Below are 24,678 nucleotides of genomic sequence, written 5' to 3' on the forward strand. Positions count from 1 at the left end.
GCCACAGTTCTGGAGACCCAGTCATGAAATATTGCCTCGTCGTCGACGACTCAGCGGTGATCCGCAAGGTGGCCCGCCGCATCCTCGAAGGACTGCAGTTCCGCATCGCCGAGGCCGAGGACGGCGCGCGCGCCATCGACGCCTGCAAGGGCGAGATGCCGGATGCCGTGCTGCTCGATTGGAACATGCCGATCATGGACGGCTACGAGTTCCTGCGCACGCTGCGCCAGATGCCGGGCGGCAAGCGCCCCAAGGTCGTGTTCTGCACCACCGAGAACGACATCGCCCATATCGCGCGCGCCATGCATGCCGGCGCCGACGAATACATCATGAAGCCCTTCGACAAGGAGATCGTGGCTTCGAAATTCCATCAGGTCGGGTTGCTCTGACCCCGGGCGTGCCGATGCGGCTGCGCATCGGCCGCGCTTTGATCGAGACGCCTTCGCCTATGCAGCCGGCCTAGAGAGAAACACGCCGATGTTGTCTCCCCGCGCGCTCCCCGCAAGCCCCGCATCGCGGCACAAGACCGTGGTGATCGCCGACGATTCCGTCGTCGTGCGCGGGCTCTTCGCGCGCTGGCTGGGCGAAGCCGGTAATTTCCATGTCGTCGCGGTCGCCGGAGACGGCGAGACCGCTGTCGCGCACGCCACCCGCTTCAAGCCGGACGTGATGGTGCTCGACCTCGACATGCCCGGCGTCGACGGCGCCGCCGCCCTGCCCCAGATCCTCAGGGAAAGCCCAAATACGGGCGTCTTGCTCGCCGCGACCCTGAACGAGCGCAACACGCGCCTCGCGCTGGAATGCATGACGCGGGGCGCGATGGACGTGGTCTCCAAGCGGGACAGCCGCAGCGGCATGACGCTGTCGCTGGATTTCCGCAGCGAGTTCCTGCTCAAGCTCGGCAACATCGTCCACGCGCCAGTGAAGCCCGGAGCATTGCCGCCGGAAATCGATACCGACCTGCCGCATGCCGGGCCGACCAACCTGCGCCCGCTCGTCTCGGTGATGCCACGCTATCTCGTGATCGGCGCCTCGACCGGCGGGCCGCGCGCCGTCGCCAAGGTGCTCTTCGATATCGGCGAGGGCCTCAACGACCTGACGACGGTCGTCGTCCAGCACATGCCGCCGCTGTTCACCGCCTCCTTCGCCGAGCAGGTCGCCAACCATATCGGCGTCCCCGCCCGCGAGCCCTTCGACGGCGAGCGGCTGATGCGCGGCACCGTCTATATCGCGCCGGGCGGCCGCCATCTCGGCATCGACCGCCGGCTCGGCCACATCGTCGCGCGCATCGGCGACGAGCCGCCCGTCAATTTCTGCCGCCCCGCCGTCGACGTGCTCTTCGGCGATGCCGCCCGCCATCTCGGCGCGGCCGCGCTCGGCCTCGTCCTCACCGGCATGGGCAGCGACGGCACCGAAGGCGCCGGCGCGCTGCGCAAGGCCGGCGCCGCCGTCATCGCCCAGGACGAGCCGAGCAGCACGATCTGGGGCATGCCCGGCTCGGTGGTGCGGGCTCGCCATGCCAGCACCGTCGTCGCGCTCGACGAGATCGGCGCCTCGATCCGCTGCCTCGTGCGCGGGGTGCAGACGGCATGACCGAAGCCGATTTCGCCTTCCTGCGCCTCCTGCTGCAGCAGCGCTCCGGCCTGTCACTGACCGCCGACAAGCGCTATCTCGCCGAGAGCCGGCTCGGCATCCTCTGCCGCCGGCGCGGCATTGCCGATCTCGAGGCGCTCGTCCGCCAGCTCCGGCTCGGTCGCGATGCGGGCCTGGAAAGCGCGGTGGTCGATGCCATGACCACCAACGAGACCCTGTTCTTTCGCGACCAGACGCCGTTCAACCTGTTCCGCGACGTGATCCTACCGGAGCGGCTCGCCGCCAACGCCGCCAGCCGCTCGCTGCGGATCTGGTGCGCCGCCGTCTCCAGCGGCCAGGAAGCCTATTCGCTGGCCATGCTGATCGATGAACTGGGCGAGCGGCTCGCCGGCTGGAAGATCGACATCCTCGGCACCGACATCTCCGCCGAGATTCTGGAGAAGGCCCGGACCGGCATCTACAGCCAGTTCGAGATCCAGCGCGGCCTGCCGATCCAGATGCTGCTGAAGCATTTCCAGCAGGTCGGCGACAAATGGCAGGTCTCGCAGCGCATCCGCGCGATGGTCGAATTCAAGCAGCACAACCTGCTGGAGCGCAACGACCAGTTCGGCCGCTTCGACGTGATCTTCTGCCGCAACGTGCTGATCTATTTCGACGTGCCGACCAAGGTGAAGGTGCTGGAGCTGCTGACGCCGCGCCTGGTGCCGGACGGCGCCTTCGTGCTCGGCGCGGCGGAGACCGTGCTGGGACTGGCGACGAAGCTCACCTGCGATCCGCAGCACCGCGGCCTCTACCGGCATGTCGCGATGGCCCCCGTTGCCGCCGCCCCGGCGCCGGGCGTGCGGCCGCGGCCCGCCATCACCGCCACCGCGCTGCGCGGCTGAACCGGCCTTACGGCTCCCGATGACCGCACAAACAAAAACCCCGCCTCTCGGCGGGGTCCCCGTCGACCTGTCGTGTACATCCGACGATCAGGTCAAGAACTGGTATGGCGTCGCTTCATGACCGCCCGATGACGGGCGGGCGACGGAAATGCGTCAGGCCGGGATGCGCTCGTCGACCTCGGACGGCTCACGCAGGACGTAGCCACGGCCCCAGACGGTCTCGATGTAGTTCTTGCCGTCCGACGCGTTGGCGAGCTTCTTGCGCAGCTTGCAGATGAAGACGTCGATGATCTTGAGCTCGGGCTCGTCCATGCCGCCATAGAGATGGTTGAGGAACATCTCCTTGGTGAGCGTCGTGCCCTTGCGGAGCGAGAGCAGCTCCAGCATCTGGTATTCCTTGCCGGTCAGGTGCACGCGGGCGGCATCGACCTCGACCGTCTTGGTGTCGAGATTGACGACCAGATCGCCGGTGGTGATGACAGACTGGGCATGGCCCTTCGAGCGGCGCACGATCGCATGGATGCGGGCGACGAGCTCGTCCTTGTGGAACGGCTTGGTGAGATAGTCGTCGGCGCCGAAGCCGAGGCCCTTCACCTTGTCCTCGATGCCGGCGAGGCCGGAGAGGATCAGGATCGGCGTCTTGACCTTCGCCACGCGAAGCGAGCGCAGCACCTCGTAACCCGACATGTCGGGGAGGTTCAGGTCGAGCAGGATGATGTCGTAATCGTAGAGCTTGCCGAGATCGACGCCCTCTTCGCCGAGGTCCGTCGTATAGACGTTGAAGCTCTCCGATTTGAGCATGAGCTCGATGCTTTGAGCGGTCGCGCTATCGTCCTCGATCAGCAGAACCCGCATGTCCACGTCCCCAATTTCGCCCGCAGGGCAGGTTTGACCGTTGTTTCCGCCCGGACCGTTCGGCCCTGGACGACGACGCACTTGCCCAATGAAACGCCACGCGACACGCTACGAGGAAACTGGTTAACAAACCGTGATTCCCGAGCGCAAGCGCTTCCTCGGAGAAAGTGAACGATCCTTGTCCAAGTGAGTCGAATTTGACACGGATCGCTGAACTTCTCGGCCGCGAAAGCGCCTTTCGCGGAAGCTAGCTTCGGGAAACAGGGCGATAATGGCCCTGCGACACGCGGCAGCCTCGATCTGCAGTCTTAACCACAGAGCTTAACAGCTGGTAAATGAGCGCAATTTGTTAGGAACCCTTACCAAATCATCCACAGGGGTCCCGCCAGCTGCTAGCGCCGATCTGCACATGACCGATAACCTCGAAATATCCCGATGAGTTCCCCCTCGCACGGCCATGACCGCCTCTCCGCTTTGGCGACCGCCATCGAGCATATCGACGGCATGACGATCTATGGCCGCGTCATCGGCGTGCGCGGCCTGCTCGTCGAGGTCGCCGGCCCGATCGGCGCGATGAGCCTTGGCGGGCGCGTCGGCATCGAGATCGCGCCCGGCACGCGCGTCCCCTGCGAGGTCGTCGGCTTCTCCGGCGACAAGGCGCTGGTCATGCCTTTCGGCGGGCTGGACGGCGTGCGCCGCGGCTGCCCCGTCCATGTCGACCGCGCCCAGCCGGGCCTGCGCCCCACCCCGGCATGGCTCGGCCGCGTCGTCGATGCGCTCGGCCGCCCGGTCGATGGCGGCCCGCCCTTGCCGCAGGGCGACACGCTCTTCGCCTATCGCAACGATCCCCCGAACGCCCACAAGCGGCGCCGGGTCGGGCGCCCGCTCGATCTCGGCGTGCGCGCGCTCAACACCTTCCTGACCTGCTGCATCGGCCAGCGCATGGGCATCTTCGCCGGCTCCGGCGTCGGCAAGTCCGTGCTGCTCTCGATGCTCGCCCGCTACGCGCAGGCTGACGTCAACATCATCGGCCTCGTCGGCGAGCGCGGCCGCGAGGTGCAGGAGTTCTTGCAGGAGGACCTCGGGCCGCAGGGCCTCGCCCGCTCGATCGTCGTCGTCGCGACCTCTGACGAACCGGCGCTGATGCGCAAGCAGGCGGCGCTGACCACGCTGACGCTCGCCGAATATTTCCGCGACCGCGGCCTGCAGGTGATGTGCCTGATGGATTCGGTGACGCGCTTCGCCATGGCGATGCGCGAGATCGGGCTGGCCGCCGGCGAGCCGCCGACCACCAAGGGCTACACCCCGACCGTCTTCGCCGAATTGCCGCGCCTGCTCGAACGCGCCGGCCCCGGCACCGGCGACGGCGCGATCACCGGCCTCTTCACCGTGCTGGTCGATGGCGGTGACCATGACGAGCCGGTCGCCGACGCGGTGCGCGGCATCCTCGACGGCCATATCGTCATGGAGCGCTCCATTGCCGAGCGCGGCCGCTATCCGGCGGTCAACATCCTGAAATCGGTCTCGCGAACCATGCCGCGTTCCTGCGACCCGGCCTATTATCCAGTGGTGCAGAAGGCGCGCTCGACGCTCGCGACCTATGCCGACATGGAAGAACTGATTCGCCTCGGCGCCTATCGCCAGGGCGCCTCGGCCGAGGTCGACGAGGCGATCCGCCTCCATCCCGCGCTCGAGGCCTTCCTCAAGCAGGCCAAGGACGACGCGACCCCGCTGCATGAATGCTACGCCCGCCTCGCCGCCATCATGAGCGGAACCGTCTGATGCTCGCCAAAGTCTCCCGCCGCAGGATGCCCGACCGATGATCGCAGCCTTTCTGATCGGCCTTGTCGCCCTCATCCATGTCTACATCGTCATTCTGGAGATGGTCTGGTGGGACACCCCGCGCGGCCACAAGGCCTTCGGCCTCACGCCGGAATTCGCCGCGCGTTCGAAGGTGCTCGCCGCCAATCAGGGGCTCTATAACGGCTTCCTCGTCGCCGGCCTCGTCTGGGGGCTCTGGCTCGGCGCGGAAGGCTTCGCGATCAAGCTGTTCTTCCTGGCCTGCGTCCTCGTCGCCGGGTTGTTCGGCGCGGCGACCGCCAGCCGCAAGATCCTCTATATCCAGGCCCTGCCCGCCGCGTTGGCCATCGCCGCCCTGCTCGCCCGGATCTGACCTGGCTCAGCGGCGCGCCACCATCCGCACCAGCGCAAGCATCGCGGCGAAGCCGACGGCCTGAATGGCCGCCGAGATCATCAATGTCGAGCTGGCGCCGAGACGCTCGACCATCACCGCGAAGAGCAGCGGCGCTGCGGCGAAGGTCATGTTCTGCGGCACGGTGAGCTTGCCGAGCATTGTCGCGAAGCCGTTGCGCCCGAACAGGGCCAGCGGCAGCGTCGCCCGCGCGATCGAGATCACGCCGAGCGCCGCGCTGAACAGCGTCACGAAGATCGCCGCCGCCGTGATCGTCATAGCCACGAAGGGCAGCGCCAGGCACAGGACCGGCCCCAACAGCAGGCCGAACAGCGCGACCTTCTCGGCCGGAAGCCGCTCGCCCAAGGTCGCGTCGATGGCCCGCGCCGCGAGCGTCGCCGGCCCGCTGAGCGTTGCCACCCAGACAGCCTCGGCCTGGGTCAGCCCGGCTTCCTGGAACAGGCTGATCAGGTGCAGCGGCAGCCCCCAGGAGACGAGCCCGCTGGCGGAGAAGGCGAGCGCCACCAGCCAGAAGGCCGCTCGCCGTGCATGCGCCGGCACGCTGCCATGCTCGCCAGCCGTTCCAGTCCCCTGAGCCGTCGCCAAGGCAGCGGCCGGCGCGGCGGCGCGGCGATAGTGCGGGATCGCCGCATAGATCGGCAGCACGATCAGAAGCTGCATCGCCGCGAAGATCAGCAGCGTCACCCGCCAGCCGAAGGCGTTCATCAGCGCCGCGGTCAGGGGCCAGAACACGCTGGAGGCGAGCCCGGTGACCAGCATCATCAGGCCGATCACGCGCCGCGTCCGGTCCCCCATCAACTGGGAGATGGTGACGTTGCCGGTATTGGCCAGCGACATCGCATGGCCGAGCCCGATCACGAACCAGCTCGCAAGATAGCTCACCGGCCCCTGCGCCAGGGACAGCACGCCGAGCCCGAGCGCGCAGATTACCGCGCCGATGCACATCGAGCGCCGCGTGCCCTCGCGATCGAGGATGCGTCCGATCGCGGGCGCGACCAGCGCCCCGGTGATCAGCAGGATGGTGATGCCGCCGAAGACGATCTCGGCGTTGAGCCCGATCTCGCGGTCGAGTGCGCCGACCAGTACCGAGGGCGAATAGAAGGTCGAGCCCCAGCCGATGATGCGGGTCAGCGCCAGGCCGGAAAGCAGGGGGCCGTGCCCGCCGAAACGAGAAGAGGCAGCCAAGACAGGATATCCGCGGGAGGCAAATCGGCCGAACGGCCACGCTCCCTGTCTCACTAGATGATCCCGACAGCCGGCGGCAGCAGCCGCGACGCGGGCGGATCATGCGTCAAAGGCAGCCCGTTCCGGTAAGGAAAGGTCAACCTCCTTGCGCCATGTTGCTCCTCGTCTCGCGGATGGAGTTCTGGCGTGCGCCGAGGGGTCGGTGCCGCCGATGCGTAATCAGGAGTTGAAAACGACATGAAGTCGCGAGAGACGCTTCTTCGGCTCAAGCGCTTCCAGGTCGACGAGAAACGTCGCCGGGTAAGCCAGATCGAGATGATGATCGCCGATTTTCACCGGATGGCGAGCGATCTCGATCGCGAGATCCAGGCCGAGGAATCGCGCGCCGGCATCGCGGACCCCGCCCATTTCGCCTATCCGACCTATGCCAAGGCAGCCCTCGGCCGCCGCGACAACCTGCGCCAGTCGGCCGACAACCTGAAGGGCCAGCTCGACGAGGCCAAGGCCGAATTGCAGGAAGCCTTCGAGGACATGAAGAAGGTCGAGATCCTCGACGATCGCGAGCGGGCTTCGGAGCGCGCGGCGGAAGCCGCCCGCGACCAGGCCACCATGGACGCGATCGGGCTGCGCTCGCGCGCCTGAGCCGGTTTCCAGAGTTCAGACGAAAAGGGCGGCGTCCTCGGGGCGCCGCCCTTTTGTCATGCGATGACGGGGTGGTGCTCGACGGAGTCGCGCCGCAGCTTGCCGGTCAGGCGTGGATCGTCGTCGACCTCGACCCCGCGCTTGAACACCGTGAAGCCCGAGCGCTGGTAGAAGGCGAGCGCGGCCGGATGATCGAGCGTGCAGGTATGCACCCAGAAGCGTGCGATCGGCTTGGCCCAGGCGAGTGCCAGCGCCCGGTTCATCAGCCAGCGGCCGGCCCCCTTGCCGACCACGGCCTCGTCGAGCCCGAAGAAGGCGAGTTCGCCCTCGCCCGGCACACGGAAATCCAGCTCGAGCAAGCCGACATCGCGCCCCTCGAAGCGAACAGCGTAGAGTTCGACAGCCGGATCGGCGAGGATCGCCTCGATCTCCGCACGCGGCTTCGTCAGGCGGCTGAACCACATCCAGCGCTCGCCGAGCAGGCGGTAGACGGCGAGATAGCGCTCGACATCGGAACGGCCGATCGCATCGAGCGTAAAGCCCGCGATCCCGGCCGGGTCGGGCCGCTCCGGTGGCCGCGCGAACATTTCCAGCGAGGTCACGATGGTGGCGATCTTGCCGGGCGGCAGGTCGGTCGTTCCGGTCAGGGTGATGGTCAGGTTCTGGGTCATGAAAGGCTGTTCGACGGCTCGTCAGTGAATCTGCCGCGATCATGACATGATCGGGGTCGAAAGATCACCGCATGCCGATGCATGCCCGGCGTCACGGCATCGCGCCCCGTCCCGCCTCCCCGGCCGGATATCACGATGGATCCAAGCGCCGGCGAGGCGCGATCCGCCTTCACGCCTGATCGAGGATTGAGACCAGATGAACCGCACCGCTACCGTCCTGGCAGCCCTTCTCGCCGCCGGCCTGCTTGCCGGCGCGGCCCAGGCCCAGCAATCCCATGGCGGCCATGCCGGCCACGGCGCCGCTGCGGCCGCCAAGCCCGGCGACAGCGCCTCGACCAAGGCCTATCGCGACGCCAATACGAAAATGCACAAGGACATGGACATCCCCTATTCCGGCGATGCCGATGCCGATTTCGTCCGTGGCATGATCCCGCATCATCAGGGCGCGATCGACATGGCCAAAATCGTCCTCGCCCATGGCAAGGACCCGGAGATCCGCAAGCTCGCCGAAAGCGTCATCCGCGATCAGGAGAAGGAAGTCGCGATGATGCGGGACTGGCTGAAGAAGAACGGCAAGTGACCTCAGCTTCACGCCCCTGACCTTGGGTGAGGGCGGGCAAGCTCAGGCGCTTGCCCTCGCCCCTCCCCACTGGCACAGAGAGACAAGGTTCGCGCCGCAGCGGTGACGACGTGGGCCACCCGACCCGTCACCATCCTGTCCCGAGCCCGCGGCCTCCATGAAACGCTATCTCGACTATCTCTGGCCGATCATCGGGCTCATCGCGGTCGTCTGGTCCGTCGAGCTGCTCTGGGACAAGCTCAAGGCCGAGGCCGGCTCGGACGCCACGATCGAGGCCCTGCTCGCCGATGCCGGGCTCTGGCAGAGCGTGAAGATCATCGCCCATAGGATCGGCCACAAGATCGCGGTGATCCCGCCCGAGGCCTTCCTCCATGCGGCGCTTGCGACCCTGGTCGCCTATGCCGCGCTCGCCTGGTACGACCGCATCGCCCTAATCCATCTCGGCAAGGAGAAGGGCATCTCCTGGTTCTATATCTCGCTCTGCTCGTTCGTGACCTATGCGCTCTCGCACAATATCGGCGCCTCGGTCTTCTCGGGCGGCATGGTGCGCTACCGCGCCTATACGGCGAAGGGCCTGACGGCGGCGGAGGTCGCGGTACTCGTGGCGCTCTGCTCCTTCACCTTCGCCTTCGGCACGATCTTCCTGATGGGCCTTGTGCTCATCTACGAGCCGCAGATCCTGCATCCGCTCGAACGGATGTCGAGATGGTTCGCGATCTCGGACAACACCGCGCGCCTGATCGGCGTCGGTATGCTTGCCTTCGTCGCGCTCTACACGATCGGTTCCTGGCTGCGCTTCAAGCCGCTCAAGATCGGCAAGTTCGAGATCATCTATCCGCGCCTGCCGATCGTCGCCCGGCAGTATCTCGCAGCCCCGCTCGAACTCGCGGGCGCCGCCGGCATCATCTATTTCGCCCTGCCGGACCAGGGCAATCCGGGCTTCCTGATCGTGCTCGGCGCCTTCCTGCTCTCGTTCTCGGCCGGTTTGCTCAGCCAGGTTCCGGGCGGCGTCGGCGTGATGGAGGCGGTCTTCCTCGCCGTGATGCCGGGCGTGCCTGCGCCGGCGGTCTTCGCCGCGCTGCTGATCTGGCGGATGTTCTACCTCATCCTGCCACTGGTCTTCTCGCTGCCGATCGTGCTCGCCTTCGAGCGGGCGCAGCTCAAGCGCAGCACCCGCATCGCCCCGCCGCCATAGCAACGGCCCGAAAAGTGGAAACAGGTTTTCGGGGCAAGCCGATGCTTGAAAAGCCTGTCAGCGCTTGAGCGCGATCGCCGCCGCGCCGAACATCAGCAGCGCGCCGATGGCTTCCGACCAGCCGAAGGGCTCGCTGAGCGCGACGACGCCGACCGCAACGGCAACGGCCGGGCTGACGAAGGCATAGAGCCCGGCGCGGAACGCGCCCCAGTCGCGCAGCAGCCGCATATAGATGGTGAAGCCCATCAGCGAGCCGCCGACGATCAGGAAGAGCACCGCCGGCAGCACCGGCCAGCTCGCCAGCGCCCTGACATCGGCAAGGCCGACCGACTCCAGCGTGAGCGAGACGACCGTCAGCCCGATGCCGCCGATCAGCGTCTGCCAGCCGGCCAGCGTCAATGTCGGCATCGTCCCGGCGATCGGCCGCGAGAGCACGGCGCCGACGCAGTAGAACAGCGTGCCGCCGGCCACGGCCGCGAGCCCCATCGCCTCCAGCGGGTCGCCATGGGCGGCAGAGAGCCCGCCCATCGCCCGCGTCGCGAACAGGAAGCCCAGGCCGACGGTGCCGAGCGCGATCGCCGCAAGCTTGCGCCCGTCGATGCGCACGCCCTCGATGACCCGGCTCGCCAGCAGCGTATAGATCGGGATCGTCGCGAAATTGACGATGGCCGCGAGCCCGCTCGGCGCATGCTTCGTGCCCCAGAACAGCAGCGTGTAATTGGCGGTGTTGAGCAGGAGCGCCGTGCCGATCAAGCGAGGCCAGGCCCCGCCCGGCACCTTGAGCACATGCCGCCCGGCCCAGAGCAGCATGATGATCCCGGCAACCGAGAAACGCGCCGCCGCCAGAAAGACCGGCGGGACATGCATCGAGCCGACCTTGACCGGCAGCCAGGTCAGCCCCCAGACGAGGCACATCACGGCGAAGAGGGCGGCGTTGCGCGACATCTCTCCCGCTTAGCCTCGGGCCCTCAGGCTGACCATTGCGCCGCAGGCATCGGGGGGCCGTGGAAAGCGGAGGCGCGAAAGCCTGCTTGCCCCCCTCAAGCCCTCATCCTGAGGAGCGATCGCAGATCGCGTCTCGAAGGATGCTCCAGATGGTTCCGGAGCCTTCTGAAGCATCCTTCGAGACGCCATTCCTGGAGGAATGGCTCCTCAGGATGAGGGCTCGCGAGGGTCTTCCGAAACGCCTCAGACGCTGCCGACCGTCTTGAGCCGCACTCGGGGGTGGATTTCCGCCTGCGACAGCACCGGCGTCTCCCGGCGGAAGCGCTCGATGATCTGGCGGGCGAAGGGCCGCGCCATCGCCGAGGTGACCAGCGCCGGCATCTCGCCGATGCGGGCCGCATCCTCGAACTTGTCGCGGACGTGATGCACGAATTCCTGCAGCCGCGAGGGCTGCATGGCCAGATGCCGCTCCTCGCCCTGGCCGATGATCGACTCGGCGAAGACACCCTCCCAGGCCGGCGACAGCGTGATGATCGGCAGAACGCCGAGCCCGTTCGAGAACTGCGCGCAGATCTGGCGGGCAAGCCGGGCGCGGACATGCTCGGCGATCTCGCGCGGGTTGCGCATGCCGGACGAAACCTCGGCGATCCCTTCGATGATGGTCGGCAGGTCGCGGATCGAGATGCGCTCGGAGAGCAGGAGCTGGAGCACGCGCTGGATGCCGGTGGTCGAAATCTGGCTCGGCACGATCTCCTTGACGAGATCGGCATGGTCCTTCGGCAATTCGCGCAGCAGCTTCTGCACCTCGGAATGCGAGAGCAGCTCCGGCATGTTCGACTTCAGCACCTCGGTGAGATGCGTCGAGATCACGGTAGCGGCATCGACCACGGTATAGCCGCGCAGCTGCGCCTCGTCCTGCAAGGCCGAGTCGATCCAGGTCGCCGGCAGGCCGAAGGTCGGCTCCAGCACGTTGTGGCCCGGCAGGTTCACGGCGCCGCCCATCGGGTCCATCGCCATGTACTGGCCGGCATAGACGATGCCCTGCCCGGCATCGATCTCCTTGATCTTGATGAAGTAGTGGTTCGCCTCGAGCTGGACGTTGTCGACGATGCGCACCGCCGGCATGACGAAGCCGAGTTCGGCGGCCAGCTGCCGGCGCAGCGCCCGGACCTGATCGGTCAGCCGATCCTGCCCGCTCGGCGCATTGACCAGCGGCAGGAGCCCGTAGCCGATCTCGATCTTGAGTTCGTCCATCTTCAGGAGCTCGTTCAGCGTCTCCTCGCGCGGCGTGCCGTCCGCCGAGACCGCGCCGCCGGCCTGCGCCGGATCGAGCAGGCCCTGCTCCGCCTCGCGGGCCTTGGCCGCCTGGCCGAAGCGGCGGGCGAGATAGGCAGCGCCGCCCGCCAGAAGCAGGAAGGGCAGCATCGGGATGCCCGGCAGCAGCGCGATCAGCAGCATCACCGCCGCCGACATGCCGAGCGCCTTGGGATAGCCGGAGAGCTGCTTGCCGAGCGCCTTGTCGGCCGCGCCGCGCACGCCCGCCTTCGAGACGAGCAGGCCGGCCGCGGTCGAGACGATCAGCGCCGGAACCTGGCTGACGAGGCCGTCGCCGACGGTGAGCAGCGTGTAGTTATGGGCCGCCTGGCTGAAGCTCAGACCCTGCTGCGCGACGCCGATGACGATGCCGCCGAGCACGTTGATGAAGGTGATGAGCAGGCCGGCGATGGCGTCGCCGCGCACGAATTTCGAGGCGCCGTCCATCGAGCCGAAGAAGGAGGATTCGTCCTCCAGCGCCCGGCGGCGGACCTTGGCGGTCTCCTGGTCGATCAGGCCGGCGGAGAGGTCGGCGTCGATCGCCATCTGCTTGCCGGGCATGGCGTCGAGGCTGAACCGGGCCGCGACTTCGGCGATACGGCCGGAGCCCTTGGTGATGACGACGAAGTTCACGATGATCAGGATCGTGAAGACGATCACGCCGATCACGAAATTGCCGCTCATCACGAAGCCGGCGAAGGCCTCGATGACATGACCGGCGGCCGAAGTGCCTTCATGGCCATGGGCGAGGATCAGGCGCGTCGAGGCGAGGTTCAGCGCCAGCCGGAACATGGTGACGATCAGCAGCACTGTCGGGAAGGCCGAGAATTCCAGCGGCTCCTCGATGAAGAGCGCGGTCATCAGCACCAGTACCGACAGGATGATCGACAGCGCCAGCATCAGGTCGAGCAGCAGCGCCGGCATCGGGAAGATGAGCACCACGAGGATGCCCATGACGCCGACGGCGAGGAACAGGTCGGGCCGGTTGAACAGCTTTGCGAGCGCTCCCCGGTCAGGAACGGTGAAGCCTTTGCCCTGCCCTGCCGTCACATCGGTCATCGACCGTTCCGCCCCACGCCCGTTGCCTGTCCATGACAGGACGCGCCCCGAAGCAGGACGCAGCTCGGCAATTCTTGCCGGGCCTATGGTGAACGATTGGTTAAACGGGTCTTCGGCAGCCTGTGCCCGAATGCGCCACCGGAACCTTATCGGCCGGGGACCGTTGCCTTCCGACGCCATCCGCATCGCCGCCGTGCCGCCATCTGCGCCGCGTCGGCCCGCCTTTCAAAGCGCCGCAAGAGCGCCGTTTCCATCCGGGGGCAACCCGTGCAGCAGACCCAGCTTCAGGGAACCGACCCCAGCATCGTCACCACGGATGTGCCCGCACGGCTCGACCGCCTGCCCTGGTCGCGCTTCCACACGCTCGTCGTCACCGCGCTCGGCATCACCTGGATCCTCGACGGACTCGAGGTCACGCTCGCCGGCTCGGTTTCGGGCGCGCTCAAGGAGAGCCCGGCCCTCAGGTTCACCAATACCGAGATCGGGCTTGCCGGCGCCGCCTATATCGCCGGCGCGGTGCTGGGCGCCGTGTTCTTCGGCTGGCTGACCGACCGGCTCGGCCGCAAGAAGCTCTTCACGATCACCGTGCTCGTCTATCTCGCGGCGACCGCGGCCACCGCCTTCTCCTGGAATGTCTGGAGCTTCATCCTCTTCCGCTTCCTGACAGGCATGGGCATCGGCGGCGAGTACACCGCGATCAACTCGACGATCCAGGAACTGATCCCGGCCCGCGTGCGCGGCTGGACCGATCTCGTCATCAACGGCTCGTTCTGGGTCGGCGCCGCCTTGGGCGCGCTCGGCTCCATCGTCTTGCTCGACCCCGCCTGGATCGATCCCGAATATGGCTGGCGCCTCGCCTTCTTCATCGGCGCGGCGCTCGGCCTGATCATCCTCTTCCTCAGGCAGTGGATCCCGGAAAGCCCGCGCTGGCTGATCAGCCATGGCCAGCCCGAGCGCGCCGCGGCAATCGTCGCCGATATCGAGCGCCGCGCCGGCTTCGTCGCACCTGCCGGCGAGGCCCTGCCGCTGACCCGCCTGCGCCCGCGCGCCGCGACACCGCTCGGCGAGGTCTTCCACGCGCTCTTCGTCGTCCATCGCGAGCGCGCGCTGGTCGGTCTCGCCCTGATGCTGTCGCAGGCCTTCTTCTACAACGCGATCTTCTTCACCTATGCGCTGATCCTGACCGACTTCTATGCCGTATCGTCGCAGAATATCGGCTGGTTCATCCTGCCCTTCGCCGCCGGCAATTTCCTCGGCCCCCTCCTGATCGGGCGGCTCTTCGACACCATCGGCCGCCGCATCATGATCGCCGCGACCTATGCCCTGTCGGGCCTGCTACTCACCGGCACGGGCTACCTGTTCTGGAAGGACTGGCTCACCGCCTCGCAGCTCACCCTGTGCTGGAGCGTCGTCTTCTTCTTCGCCTCGGCTGCCGCGAGTTCGGCCTATCTCACGGTCTCCGAGACCTTCCCGGTCGAGATGCGCGCGCTTGCCATCGCGATGTTCTATGCGATCGGCACCGGCGCGGGCGGCATCGCCGGCCCCTGGCTCTTCGGCATCCTCATCGATACCGGCTCGCGCGGCAGCGTCTTCGGCGGCTATCTGCTCGGCGCGTTCCTGATGCTGGCGGCGGCGGCCATCGCCGCGCGCTTCGCCTTTCCGGCCGAGCGCAAGCCGCTCGAAAGCGTGGCGCGGCCGCTCAACGCCGTCGACTGACGCCGGGGCCTTCCGTAACCATAGCGGGCGAAAACCGGTCGAATGGAACAAAGCATCATTTAAATGCATTATTCCTCGCCGACATTCCCTCTCTAAGAATGTCGTTGGAGATGTGGTGACAACAGTCTGGAGGCCGTCGTGGATAGACGCTCATTCCTGATGACATTGGTCGGTGGCTTCGCCGCGGCCGGCATGGGCGGAATCGCCGCAGCCGAGGCCGCACAGCCTAAACTGGTCCCGAAGCCGGACGCCGAGCCCGCCAAGGGCGAGGAGGCCGTGACCGCCGAGATGAAGGAGGCGCTCGACAAGACCGACGCCGAATTCAGCCAGTACTACTACTATCGCCGGCCGCGCTATTATGCCCGCCCGCGCTATTACGTGCGCCCGCGCTACTACTACCGCCCGCGCTATTATGCCCGGCCGCGCTACTATTATCGTCGGCGCTACTATTGATCGGCTCTCGGGTCAGGCTGCGCTGATGCGCGTCTGACCCGGCTCGGCCACCGTGATCCCGGCCGAGGTATATTCGCTAAGCTTGTTACGCAGCGTGCGGATCGAGATCCCCAGTATTTTGGCCGCATGCGTGCGGTTGCCGAGGCAGTGATCGAGAGTATCGAGGATCAACTCGCGCTCGACATCGGCAACGGTGTGCCCAACCAGCGAACGCGTCATCGCTTCCGCCGTCTGGGCGGCCCGCGCGGCCGGATCGCGCGACGGCGCCGGCGACAGCGCCTCCCCTTCCGGGCTGAGCACGGCCGAGGCCGCGATCTCGGTGCCGCTCGCCAGCAGCACCGCCCGGTGCATCGTGTTTTCCAGCTCGCGAACATTGCCGCGCCAGGCGCTGGTCAAAAGCAGCTTGCGCGCATCGGCCGCGATCGGCCGCGCCGGCAACCCATTCAGCTCGGCATATTTCCTGGCGAAGTGATCCGCCAGCACCAGGATGTCGGCCGGCCGCTCGCGCAGCGCCGGCAGGCGCAGATGCACGACGTTGAGGCGGTAGAGCAGGTCTTCGCGAAAGGAACCTTCCTTCACCGCATCGGCCAGATTGCGGTTCGAGGTCGCGATGATCCGGATATCGACCTTGACCGGCTGCGTGCCGCCGACGCGGTCGATCATGCGCTCCTGCAGCGCGCGCAGCAGCTTGGCCTGCAGGCGAACATCCATTTCCGAGATTTCGTCGAGCAGCAGCGTGCCGCCATTGGCCTCTTCGAACTTGCCGACGCGCCGCGCGATGGCGCCGGTGAAGGCGCCCTTCTCATGGCCGAACAGTTCCGACTCAAGCAGGTTGTCGGGAATAGCGGCGCAGTTCACCGCGACAAAGGGGCGGTCCTTACGGCCGGATTTCTGGTGCAGGTGACGCGCGATCACCTCCTTGCCGGTGCCGCTCTCGCCGGTGACCAGCACCGGTGCTTCCGAGCGCGCGATCTGCGTCGCCAGCTGCACCACGCGCTCCATCGCCGGGTCGCGCCAGATCAGGCTGGACTGGTCGGCGGCGACCGCTTCCAGCACCGCCGCGATCAGTTCCGGGTCAGGCGGCAGCGGCACGTATTCGCGCGCGCCGGCCTGGATCGCAGCCACCGCGGCGCGGGTATCGGTCGAGGTGCCGCAGGCGACGAGCGGCGTGCGGATGCGCTCGGCTTCCAGCGCCGCGACATATCCCGCGATCGGCTGGGCGACATCGACCATGAGCAGGTCGGCGCCCTTGGCGCGCAGCACGGCGAGCGTCTGGTCGACGCTTTCGGTATGGGTCACGGCCGCGCCATGGGACATGGCGATCTTGGCGGCTGCGATGATCTGTCCCTTGAGACCGCCGGCGATGATGAGGCGCATGGCTCAGGTCCTTCTGTTCGTCGATGTCATGGGGCGGGCCGTCACCGGTCCGCCTTGATGATTTCCGTCATGGTCACGCCGAGCCGGTCCTCGACGACGACGACCTCGCCGCGTGCCACCAATCGCTCGTTGACGAAGATGTCGATGGCCTCGCCGACGCGCCGGTCAAGTTCGAGCACGGCGCCCGGCACGATCTGCAGGAGATCGCCGACCGCGACCTTCGAGGAGCCCAGCACGGCAGAGACCGTCACCGGCACGTCGAAGACCTGTTCCAGGTCCTCGGCCGTCTTGATCGGCACCGGGCCCGAACGCGCCACCGACATCTCGCCCTGGTCGAAGGACAGATCGGCCTGGTTCAGCGGCGGCAGGTTGAGATCGTTCTCCTGGCTCATGGCTCAGACCTTCATGATTCCGCATGGCCATGGCCGAACACGCGCGAAACCGCCTGTTCGACCAGAGCCGTGAGTTGCTGGCTGTCGAGGACGAAGCCGCCCTCCGCCCATTCGATGCGCCCGTCGCCGGGCATGATGTCGGACTGTCCGAGCACGATCAGCTTGCCGGTGAAACCGTGCTCGGCCGCAAGCTTGCGGACCAGTTCCTCGGCGGCCTCGACCACGCTCTCATGTACGCGCAGCACCAGATGCGGCGCCGTGCGGGCGTGGGTCAGGCATTCGCGGATCGCGCCGGCCAACAGGGCCAGCGGCTTCTCGGCAAGCGCGGCGCCCGCCAGCGCCTTCGCCGTCACGACCGCGACATGGGCCGCATGTTCCTCGATCGCCGCCATGCGCGCGGCCTCCTGCGCGAAGAGCCGCTCGGCCGAACGCGCGAGCTGCCCAGTCAGGCCGACGAGCTGGGCCTGCGCCTCGCGATGCGCCTGCTCCTGCCCGGCATGGAAGCCTTCGGCCCGCGCCGCAGCGAGATCGGCCTCGCCGGCGGCCTTGCGGCTGCCTTCGCGGAAATCCGTCCCGAACAGGAATTTCTTCGCGGTGGTCATCAGTACACCAACTCGTCTTCGGCGCTGCCCTTCGACAGCACGATCTCGCCCTTGTCGGCGAGGTCCTTGGTCAATTGCACGAGCTTGGTCTGCGCCTCGTCGACCTCCTTGAGGCGCAAGGGACCCATGGTCTCCAGGTCGTCCTGCATGTTCTTGGAGGCGCGCTGCGACATGGCGCCGAAGAAGAAGTCGCGCATCGACTGGCTGGCGCCCTTGAGTGCGCGGGCCAGCGTTTCCTTGTCGGCCTGGCTCACCAGGGTCTGCAACCCGGCGGGGTCGAGCTTGCCGAGGTCCTCGAAGGTGAACATCAGGGCGCGGATGCGCTCCGCCGCATCCTGGTTCGAGGCATCCAATGCCGAAAGGAAGCGCAGCTCGGTCTGCCGGTCGAAGCCGTTGAATATCTCGGCCATCATCTCGTGCGGATCGCGGCGGCGCGTCTGGGTCAGGGTCGAGACGAACTCGGTGCGCAGCGTGTTCTCGATATGGTCGAGCGCTTCCTTCTGCACCGATTCCAGCCGCAGCATCCGCCCGACCACCTCGATCGAGAGCTCGTTGGGCAGGTTGCGCAGCACATTGGCGGCGTGCTCAGCCCGGATCTTCGACAGGATCACCGCGATGGTCTGCGGATATTCGTTCTTGAGGAAGTTCGCGAGCACCACGGCATCGATATTGCCGAGCTTCTGCCACATGTTGCGGCCGGCAGGCCCGCGGATCTCCTCCATGATCAGCGCGACCTGATCGGTCGGCAGGATCTTCTCGAGCAGTGAGATCGTGCGGTCGAACGAGCCCGTCACCGCGCCGGCGCTGGAGAGCTTGCCGACGAAATCGAGCATCAGGCGTTCGACTTCATCGGCATCGACCGTGCCGAGCTCGGCCATGGCGCGCGTGATGATCCGGATCTCGTCGTCGTCGAATTCCTGCCAGATCTTGCGGCCGTGCTCCTCGCCGAGCACGAGCAGGATGACGGCGGCGCGCTGCGGGCCGGTCATCTCGGCGATGGTGGTCACGCCGAAGCCGCCGCCTTCGATGGCATCCGGGAGACTGGAGTTCCGCGTCGCGACGGATCGGTTCTCGGCCATGTCTCAGCGCCCCGTCACGCGGCGGACTTCTCGTGGATCCAGCTGCGCAGCACCGCGACCGAGTCGGCCGGATTCTGCGAGACCAGAGCCCCGATCTTTTCCACGGACTGCGCCTTGAGCTGTCCCTTGACCTGGGCGATCGCCAGCATCCGCTCGGAGGGCGCCGCATCGACGTCGATGGGCAGCGGCTCGCCATCGGCACCGACCGTCAAGGCCCGCCCGCTGCCGGCCGGATCGCCGGTTTCGCCGGCGGGACCGGCCAGGACGGCGCCATTGCGCATGAAGGAGGGGATCGCGCGGACATTGCTGTTGTCAGCGGCCAGCACCTGCTTCAGCAGCGGGCGCACCACCGTCATCAGCACGATCACGGTGAGCAGCGAGATGACGGCAAGCTCGGCGAAGCGGATCAGGTCTTCCTTCGTGAAGGAGACAAGCTGCTGCAACAGCGTCTGCTCGGTGAGGTCGGCCGGCGGCGGCGGCGCTTCGGCGAAGCGCAGGTTGACCACCTCGACCTTGTCGCCACGGCCCTGGTCGAAACCGACGGCAGTGCGCACCAGCTCGCCGATGCGCTCCAGCTCCTCGTTGTTGCGCGGCTGGTAGGACACCTCGCCGGCCGGGCTGCGCGTGTAGTTGCCGTCGACGAGGACGGCGACGGAGAGCTTCCGGACGCGCCCACCTTCGAGAACCTCGGTGCGGGTCGTGCGCGAAATCTCGTAATTGGCGACTTCCTCGTTCTTCTGCGAGTTCTCGCGCTGGTTCTGCTGCGTGCCTTGCGTCTGCTGCGCGCCCGGCAATTCGTTGCCGACGGTGACCGTGCCGTTGCCGCCTTCGCTCGTGGTCGAGGCTTCCGTACGGTTCTGGCTGGAGCGCAGGACGCGGCTTTCCGGATCGTAGCTCTCGGAGCGGCTCTCGACCCGGTTGGTATCGAGCGCAGCCGAGACCTGGACCCGGGCCCGGCCATAACCGACGACGCTGGCGACGATGTCCTCGACCTGACCCTTGATGCGCTTCTCGATCGCGGTCTGGCGCTCCTCGATGCCGAGCCCGATCAGGCCCTGGTCGCTCTGGGCGCCATCGGCCAGGAGCCGGCCGCGCTCGTCGACGATCGAGACCCGCTCCGGCTTCAGGCCATCGACAGCCGAGGCGACGAGATGGCGCACGGCCCGGACCTGCGCGGCGTCGAGATCACCGGCGAGCTTGAGCGCGATCGAAGCGCGCGGCGGCTCGCGGTCGCGCTCGAACAGGCGCCGTTCCGGGATGACGAGATGGACGCGCGCGGCCTGCACCCGCCCGATCGAGCGGATGGTGCGCGAAAGCTCGCCTTCGAGCGCGCGCAGATGATTGATGTTCTGGACGAAGCTGGTCGAGGAGAAGGCGTCGCCCTTGTCGAAGATTTCGTAGCCGACGCCGCCGCCGGCCGGGATGCCCTTGCTGGCGAGGTCGAGCCGCAGGCGCGGCACGTCGGCCTTGGGCACCAGCACCGTCTGGCCGTCGCCGCGCAGCTCGTATTTGATGCCGCGCGCGTCGAGGTCCTTGAGGATCGCGCTCACGTCCTGGCTTCCCAGTTCCGAGAACAGCACACTCATCGCCGGCTGCGACATCCGGAGCATGACGAAACCGAAGAAGCCGACGAGCACCAGCGTGACGGCAAGCATGGCCGCCAGGCGCGCCGCGCCAAATTTGGCAAACTGCTCGATCAGGCCGTTCACGCCGCCATCCGTCCCACAGAATCGCAGGGGACGGCACACCTGTCCCGCCCCACTAGGCAAGTTTTTCCCGGTGCATGGTTAGCGGCTGGTTAATTTTTGGGTGCGGGTCGTTAAACTTTCTCGCCGGCCGTGTGGTGGAAACGCCAAAGGCGCCGGCCCTGCTGGGGCCGACGCCTTTGAAAAGAAACGGAAATATCTGCTTCTTACTGGCGGTAGTGCTGGATGCGGGTTGTCCGCAGGCCGGCGAGGCCGTGCTGGTCGATCGACATCTGCCAGCTCAGGAACTCATCGACGGTCAGCGTATAGCGCTGGCAGGCCTCTTCGAGGCTGAGCAGCCCGCCGCGCACGGCAGCCACCACCTCGGCCTTCCGCCGGATGACCCAGCGCCTGGTATTCATCGGGGGCAGGTCCGCGATCGTCAGCGGACTTCCGTCCGGTCCGATCACGTACTTCACCCGCGGTCGCAATGGCTCGGTCATGGTACTCTCACACAACTCAACAGAGCTACTGAGGGCAGCATAGGCGGGTGGTTTTAAGAATTGGCTAAAACGATCGCCTCGGATGTCCACGACTGATTCGCCCGCGGTCACTCGCCGCGGACCACGCTCTTGACCTTGTCGATCGGGATGCTGATCCCGCCGATCTTGAGCATCGGGATCGACGAGGTGAAATCGACGCCGTCGACCACGCCGCTGATCTGCGTCTTCGCCGTGATGGCGTCACCCGCCACGCTCTTGGCGTCGATCGTGACGGTGTACTCGCCGTCCGCCGCCTTGCTGCCCGTGGAGGTCGTGCCGTTCCAGCTATAGGTCTGATCGCCGGCGCTGAACGACCTGGTTTCCGTCTGGACCACGCTGCCCTTGGAATCCTTGATCGTGATCGTCGCGGTGCCCGCGGCGGGCATGGTGACCTTCCAGTCGGCCTTGCCATTGAGCAGCCGTGCCGTGGCGCCATCGGCCGTGACCGTCGAACCGATGAACCCGACCGCGTTGGTCGCTGTCCCCGCCGCGCTGAGGCTGAGCAGGGAGGCGAGCGTCTCGTTCGTCCTGAGCTGCTGCTCGACGCCGGCGAACTGCACGAGCTGCTGGGTGAACTGGTTGGTGTCGAGCGGGTCCAGCGGCGACTGGTTCTTGAGCTGCGTCGTCAGCAGCGTCAGGAACTGGTCGAAATTATTGGCAATGCCGGTCGTGGAACCGGTCACCGAGCTGTTGCTGGTGCCCGATGTACCGGATGTGCCTGATGTGCCGGAGACCGCCATGGCGCTTGTCCTCGTTCAGATGCTGAGATCGACGCCGCCGAGCCGGACGAAGCGGCGCTGCGGAACGGGGTCGATGGAAAGGGGAGCGTCCTCGGCCAGATCGGCGCCCTCGGGCTGGCGCGAGCGCTGCGGCGCCTCGTCCTGCTGGCGGTTCTGGCGGAAGGCCGATTGATCGGACGGATCGCGCAGGGTGATGTCGACGCCGGCGTCGGACGGCTTCAGGCCCGCCTGCTCGAAGGCGCGCTCCAGCGTGCGCGCGTCGCGCTGCAGGAGATGCAGGGTCTCGACCCGATCGACGACCAGCTTTGCGCTAACCTCGCCCTTGTCGGAGATCGACAGGCTGACATCGACGCGACCGAGTTCGTCCGGATCGAGCCGGATATCGAATTGCCGCGAGCCCGACATCGCGCGCAGGCCGATCTCGATCGGCACGACATGGATCGGCGTCGGCTGGCCGCTTGCCGTGCCTTGCCCCGGCGCACCGGGAGCGGCACCAGCCGCCACATTCGGATCGAACGGCTGGACCAGACGCTCATGCCCGGATTTCCCGGGCGCCTGCTGCAACAGGGTCGAAAGGTCGAACGGCGTCGCCGGCTGCTGCTGAAGCGTGTCGAGCGCCTTGACCTCGGCGGGCATCTGCGTGCCGTTGGCGGCCACAGGCTGGTCCACCTTGGCCAGTATTTCCGCAAGCTCTTTCACGCCCGGCCCGGCGGTTCCAACCGCCTGCACGCCCGGCGCGGCCTTGGTCTCGCCAGCGGCAGCGCCTGCGGCCGGTGCCTGTTCCGTCGCCGGCATGGCGATGACAGGCAACCCCGCGGCTGCGGCAGCGAATTGCGGCCGCGCATCCTTCTTCGCGCCGCCCTCGCTCGACATTGCCTCGACAGCCTCGCCCTCGGCGGCATCGACAGCCAGGAGCGGACCTTGCGGCAGCAACGCAGGCAGGACCATGACGGGGATGGGCGCGCCCGGGGACGGAACCTGAGCTTCGGGGACAGGAACCGGAGTTGCGGCCGCAGCCTCACCTTCGCCTGCGGCCTTGCTCTCTGTCTTTGAGCCGTCCTGCGTTTCGCCGGCAGCCTCGCCGGTTTCAGTCACCTTGCCTTCGCCAGAGGGCTTGGCCTGCGCGCCCATCTGGGCGGCGGTCATCGCGATCAGGAACGCGACCCCGCTCGCATCGGTCTTTGGCTCCTGCGGCGCGGCCGTGCCGGTCTGGACGGGGGAAGAGGTCGGAACGGCAGGCGAGGCCACGGCCTTCGAAGCCTCCAATTGCGCCTTCACCTTGGCCGGATCGATGACATGCTCCGCACCGGTCGCATCCTTGGCCGCGGCCGCTTCCGGCGAAGCCGTGCCCTTGCCGGCCGGCCCCGCCTTGCTGGCTCCGGCGGTCGCCGCCTCGGCTTCGGGCAGCGCAAAGACCTCGCCGCCCTCGCGCTGCTCGGTTTGACCGGCGCGCGACCGGGCAACCGGCGCTTCGGCTGGGGCCTGACTTGTGAACGCAGACTGGATCGGCATGAACGGTCCCGTGACGTGGGCAACAACGCGCCCGACCCGGTCCAGCAAGTTGCGAGCCAGAAACGCCCCTTGCTGAATCAAGGACTTACAACCATCTGACCGGAAGGACGGGCAATATGGACCCGGTCCGACACGCCCAGGCCGGCAGGATTTGCCGATCCTGCTGGCGGCATCGGAGCAAAGCCGGTATAGAGCCGGCAGACGCGCCGACGCCGCCTTTCGAGCCTCCCGAGCCAGCCACGACACAGCCGAGAATGACCGCGCCCCTCCGCAATTCCCTCGACATCGCCAAGCCGCCCGCGGCCACACGCGTCGTCGCGGCGATGTCCGGCGGCGTCGATTCCTCCGTGGTCGCAGCCCTGCTCAAGCGCGAGGGCTATGATGTCATCGGCGTCACGCTCCAGCTTTACGACCATGGCGCCGCTGTCCATCGCGCCGGCGCCTGCTGCGCCGGGCAGGACATTCACGACGCCCGCCGCGTCGCCGAGACAATCGGCATCCCCCATTACGTGCTCGATTACGAAAGCCGCTTCCGCGACGCGGTGATCGAGCGCTTCGCCGAGAGCTATCTCGCCGGCGAGACGCCGATCCCCTGCGTCGAGTGCAACCGGACCGTGAAGTTCCGCGACCTGCTCGATCTCGCCAAGGAGCTTGGCGCCGACGCGCTGGCGACCGGCCACTACGTGCTCAGCCGCGATCTCGGCAACGGTCATCGCGGCCTGTTCCGCGCCGCCGATGCCAGCCGCGACCAGAGCTATTTCCTCTATGCCACGACGCAGGAGCAGCTCGACCTGCTGCGCTTCCCGCTCGGCCATATCGACAAGGCGCAGACCCGTGCGCTCGCGGCCGAGCTCGGCCTCGCCATCGCCGACAAGCCCGACAGCCAGGACATCTGCTTCGTCCCGAACGGCCGCTATGCCGATGTCATCGAGCGCCTGAAGCCCGGCGCGGCCCGCCCCGGCGACATCGTCCATCTCGACGGCCGCATCCTCGGCCATCATGACGGCGTGCTCCATTACACGGTCGGCCAGCGCAAGGGCCTCGGCATCAGCGCCAGCGAGCCGCTCTATGTGCTGCGCCTCGACGCCGACGAGGCCCGCGTCATCGTCGGCCCGCGCGAGGCGCTGAGCGTGCGCGAGGTTCGCCTGCGCGACCTCAACTGGCTGGGCGAGACGTCGCTCGACGCCCTGCCGCCGGAAGGGCTCGACGTCGCCGTGCGCGTCCGCTCGACCCGCGCTCCCCGCGAGGCCCGCCTCTTCCGCGACGAGGACGGCCTGCGCATCGAGCTCGCCAGCGACGAGGAAGGCGTGTCGCCGGGCCAGGCCTGCGTGATCTATGCCGATGCCGGCCCCGGCTCCCGCGTCCTTGGCGGCGGCACCATCCTGCGGCGCCCCCTCGCCTTGCCGGCCGCATCCGCGCCGGCCGCCCTCGCCCTGTCCTGATCG

General features: G+C 67.3%; 24 protein-coding genes. 11 read left to right on the plus strand and 13 right to left on the minus strand.

Annotated elements, in window-relative coordinates; translation table 11 throughout:
- Nucleotides 1–23 precede the first annotated feature (23 nt).
- From WFK61_RS19925 to WFK61_RS19935, 3 genes are all read left to right on the plus strand, one after another.
- Entirely contained in the window at nt 24–389 is a 366-nt protein-coding gene (locus WFK61_RS19925; RefSeq protein ID WP_038359309.1) for a response regulator, read from the plus strand.
- An 88-nt stretch (nt 390–477) separates the two neighbouring features.
- Nucleotides 478–1,593 carry a chemotaxis-specific protein-glutamate methyltransferase CheB gene (gene cheB, locus WFK61_RS19930; protein ID WP_336813821.1) on the plus strand — a complete coding sequence of 372 codons (1,116 nt, stop codon included), beginning with the start codon at nt 478–480 and terminating at the stop codon, nt 1,591–1,593.
- A complete protein-coding gene (locus tag WFK61_RS19935) occupies nt 1,590–2,477 on the plus strand; it encodes a CheR family methyltransferase (protein WP_336813822.1) in 888 nt (295 codons plus the stop codon). The genes cheB and WFK61_RS19935 overlap by 4 nt, the downstream gene beginning before the upstream one ends.
- Nucleotides 2,478–2,630: 153 nt before the next feature.
- On the opposite strand, the gene ctrA is transcribed toward WFK61_RS19935, so the two are convergent.
- Complete coding sequence (gene ctrA / locus WFK61_RS19940; protein ID WP_265055836.1) at nt 2,631–3,332, minus strand: response regulator transcription factor CtrA; 702 nt, start codon at nt 3,330–3,332, stop codon at nt 2,631–2,633.
- A 435-nt stretch (nt 3,333–3,767) separates the two neighbouring features.
- Between ctrA and fliI the strand changes: the two genes are divergently transcribed.
- Together fliI and WFK61_RS19950 are read left to right on the plus strand one after the other, a co-directional pair.
- Nucleotides 3,768–5,114 (plus strand): flagellar protein export ATPase FliI, encoded by a 1,347-nt coding sequence (gene fliI, locus WFK61_RS19945; RefSeq protein ID WP_336813823.1) that lies wholly within the window; start codon nt 3,768–3,770, stop codon nt 5,112–5,114.
- Between the two features lie 37 nt (nt 5,115–5,151).
- Nucleotides 5,152–5,505, plus strand: coding sequence for a DUF1304 domain-containing protein (locus WFK61_RS19950; RefSeq protein ID WP_336813824.1), 354 nt, complete (start codon nt 5,152–5,154; stop codon nt 5,503–5,505).
- A 6-nt stretch (nt 5,506–5,511) separates the two neighbouring features.
- Here WFK61_RS19950 and WFK61_RS19955 read toward each other — a convergent pair whose 3' ends face one another.
- A complete protein-coding gene (locus WFK61_RS19955) occupies nt 5,512–6,729 on the minus strand; it encodes an MFS transporter (RefSeq protein WP_336813825.1) in 1,218 nt (405 codons plus the stop codon).
- A 237-nt stretch (nt 6,730–6,966) separates the two neighbouring features.
- Between WFK61_RS19955 and fliJ the strand changes: the two genes are divergently transcribed.
- Nucleotides 6,967–7,371, plus strand: coding sequence for a flagellar export protein FliJ (gene fliJ, locus WFK61_RS19960; RefSeq protein WP_173044742.1), 405 nt, complete (start codon nt 6,967–6,969; stop codon nt 7,369–7,371).
- Nucleotides 7,372–7,427: 56 nt separating this feature from the next.
- On the opposite strand, the gene WFK61_RS19965 is transcribed toward fliJ, so the two are convergent.
- On the minus strand, nt 7,428–8,042 hold the full coding sequence (locus WFK61_RS19965; RefSeq protein ID WP_336813826.1) for a GNAT family N-acetyltransferase: 615 nt from the start codon (nt 8,040–8,042) through the stop codon (nt 7,428–7,430).
- A 196-nt stretch (nt 8,043–8,238) separates the two neighbouring features.
- Here WFK61_RS19965 and copM point away from each other — a divergent pair, with 196 nt between their 5' ends.
- Both copM and WFK61_RS19975 read left to right on the plus strand, forming a co-directional pair.
- The gene (gene copM, locus WFK61_RS19970) at nt 8,239–8,622 is read left to right on the plus strand and encodes a CopM family metallochaperone (protein WP_336813827.1); all 384 of its coding nucleotides are present in this window, start codon (nt 8,239–8,241) and stop codon (nt 8,620–8,622) included.
- 157 nt (nt 8,623–8,779) lie between these two features.
- Nucleotides 8,780–9,817 (plus strand): lysylphosphatidylglycerol synthase transmembrane domain-containing protein, encoded by a 1,038-nt coding sequence (locus WFK61_RS19975; RefSeq protein ID WP_336813828.1) that lies wholly within the window; start codon nt 8,780–8,782, stop codon nt 9,815–9,817.
- A gap of 57 nt (nt 9,818–9,874) precedes the next feature.
- Here the strand turns inward: WFK61_RS19975 and WFK61_RS19980 are convergent, their stop codons facing one another.
- The gene (locus WFK61_RS19980; RefSeq protein WP_336813829.1) at nt 9,875–10,762 is read right to left on the minus strand and encodes a DMT family transporter; all 888 of its coding nucleotides are present in this window, start codon (nt 10,760–10,762) and stop codon (nt 9,875–9,877) included.
- 243 nt (nt 10,763–11,005) lie between these two features.
- On the minus strand, nt 11,006–13,135 hold the full coding sequence (gene flhA, locus WFK61_RS19985) for a flagellar biosynthesis protein FlhA (RefSeq protein WP_336813830.1): 2,130 nt from the start codon (nt 13,133–13,135) through the stop codon (nt 11,006–11,008).
- Nucleotides 13,136–13,402: 267 nt separating this feature from the next.
- Between flhA and WFK61_RS19990 the strand changes: the two genes are divergently transcribed.
- Together WFK61_RS19990 and WFK61_RS19995 are read left to right on the plus strand one after the other, a co-directional pair.
- Nucleotides 13,403–14,851 (plus strand): MFS transporter, encoded by a 1,449-nt coding sequence (locus tag WFK61_RS19990; RefSeq protein ID WP_336813831.1) that lies wholly within the window; start codon nt 13,403–13,405, stop codon nt 14,849–14,851.
- 138 nt (nt 14,852–14,989) lie between these two features.
- On the plus strand, nt 14,990–15,304 hold the full coding sequence (locus WFK61_RS19995) for a hypothetical protein (RefSeq protein WP_336813832.1): 315 nt from the start codon (nt 14,990–14,992) through the stop codon (nt 15,302–15,304).
- A gap of 12 nt (nt 15,305–15,316) precedes the next feature.
- Here the strand turns inward: WFK61_RS19995 and flbD are convergent, their stop codons facing one another.
- The 8 genes from flbD to WFK61_RS20035 all read right to left on the minus strand — a co-directional run bounded on the left by flbD (nt 15,317) and on the right by WFK61_RS20035 (nt 23,233).
- Complete coding sequence (gene flbD / locus WFK61_RS20000) at nt 15,317–16,681, minus strand: sigma-54-dependent transcriptional regulator FlbD (RefSeq protein ID WP_336813833.1); 1,365 nt, start codon at nt 16,679–16,681, stop codon at nt 15,317–15,319.
- A gap of 41 nt (nt 16,682–16,722) precedes the next feature.
- The gene (gene fliN, locus WFK61_RS20005) at nt 16,723–17,073 is read right to left on the minus strand and encodes a flagellar motor switch protein FliN (RefSeq protein ID WP_442896338.1); all 351 of its coding nucleotides are present in this window, start codon (nt 17,071–17,073) and stop codon (nt 16,723–16,725) included.
- Between the two features lie 11 nt (nt 17,074–17,084).
- Nucleotides 17,085–17,675, minus strand: a complete 591-nt coding sequence (locus WFK61_RS20010; protein WP_336813834.1) for a FliH/SctL family protein — start codon at nt 17,673–17,675, stop codon at nt 17,085–17,087.
- The gene (fliG, locus tag WFK61_RS20015; RefSeq protein ID WP_336813859.1) at nt 17,675–18,664 is read right to left on the minus strand and encodes a flagellar motor switch protein FliG; all 990 of its coding nucleotides are present in this window, start codon (nt 18,662–18,664) and stop codon (nt 17,675–17,677) included. The genes WFK61_RS20010 and fliG overlap by 1 nt, the downstream gene beginning before the upstream one ends.
- Nucleotides 18,665–18,768: 104 nt before the next feature.
- The gene (gene fliF / locus WFK61_RS20020; protein WP_336813835.1) at nt 18,769–20,463 is read right to left on the minus strand and encodes a flagellar basal-body MS-ring/collar protein FliF; all 1,695 of its coding nucleotides are present in this window, start codon (nt 20,461–20,463) and stop codon (nt 18,769–18,771) included.
- 203 nt (nt 20,464–20,666) lie between these two features.
- Nucleotides 20,667–20,942, minus strand: coding sequence for a CtrA inhibitor SciP (gene sciP, locus WFK61_RS20025; protein ID WP_038359348.1), 276 nt, complete (start codon nt 20,940–20,942; stop codon nt 20,667–20,669).
- 107 nt (nt 20,943–21,049) lie between these two features.
- Nucleotides 21,050–21,721 carry a flagellar hook assembly protein FlgD gene (locus WFK61_RS20030; protein WP_336813836.1) on the minus strand — a complete coding sequence of 224 codons (672 nt, stop codon included), beginning with the start codon at nt 21,719–21,721 and terminating at the stop codon, nt 21,050–21,052.
- A gap of 15 nt (nt 21,722–21,736) precedes the next feature.
- On the minus strand, nt 21,737–23,233 hold the full coding sequence (locus tag WFK61_RS20035) for a flagellar hook-length control protein FliK (RefSeq protein ID WP_336813837.1): 1,497 nt from the start codon (nt 23,231–23,233) through the stop codon (nt 21,737–21,739).
- 254 nt (nt 23,234–23,487) lie between these two features.
- On the opposite strand from WFK61_RS20035, the gene mnmA reads away from it, so the two are divergent.
- A complete protein-coding gene (mnmA, locus tag WFK61_RS20040; RefSeq protein WP_336813838.1) occupies nt 23,488–24,675 on the plus strand; it encodes a tRNA 2-thiouridine(34) synthase MnmA in 1,188 nt (395 codons plus the stop codon).
- The last annotated feature ends 3 nt before the right edge of the window (nt 24,676–24,678 follow it).

It is taken from the genome of Allobosea sp. MMO-172 (genome assembly GCF_037147855.1).
In the GTDB taxonomy this organism is placed as follows: domain Bacteria; phylum Pseudomonadota; class Alphaproteobacteria; order Rhizobiales; family Beijerinckiaceae; genus Allobosea.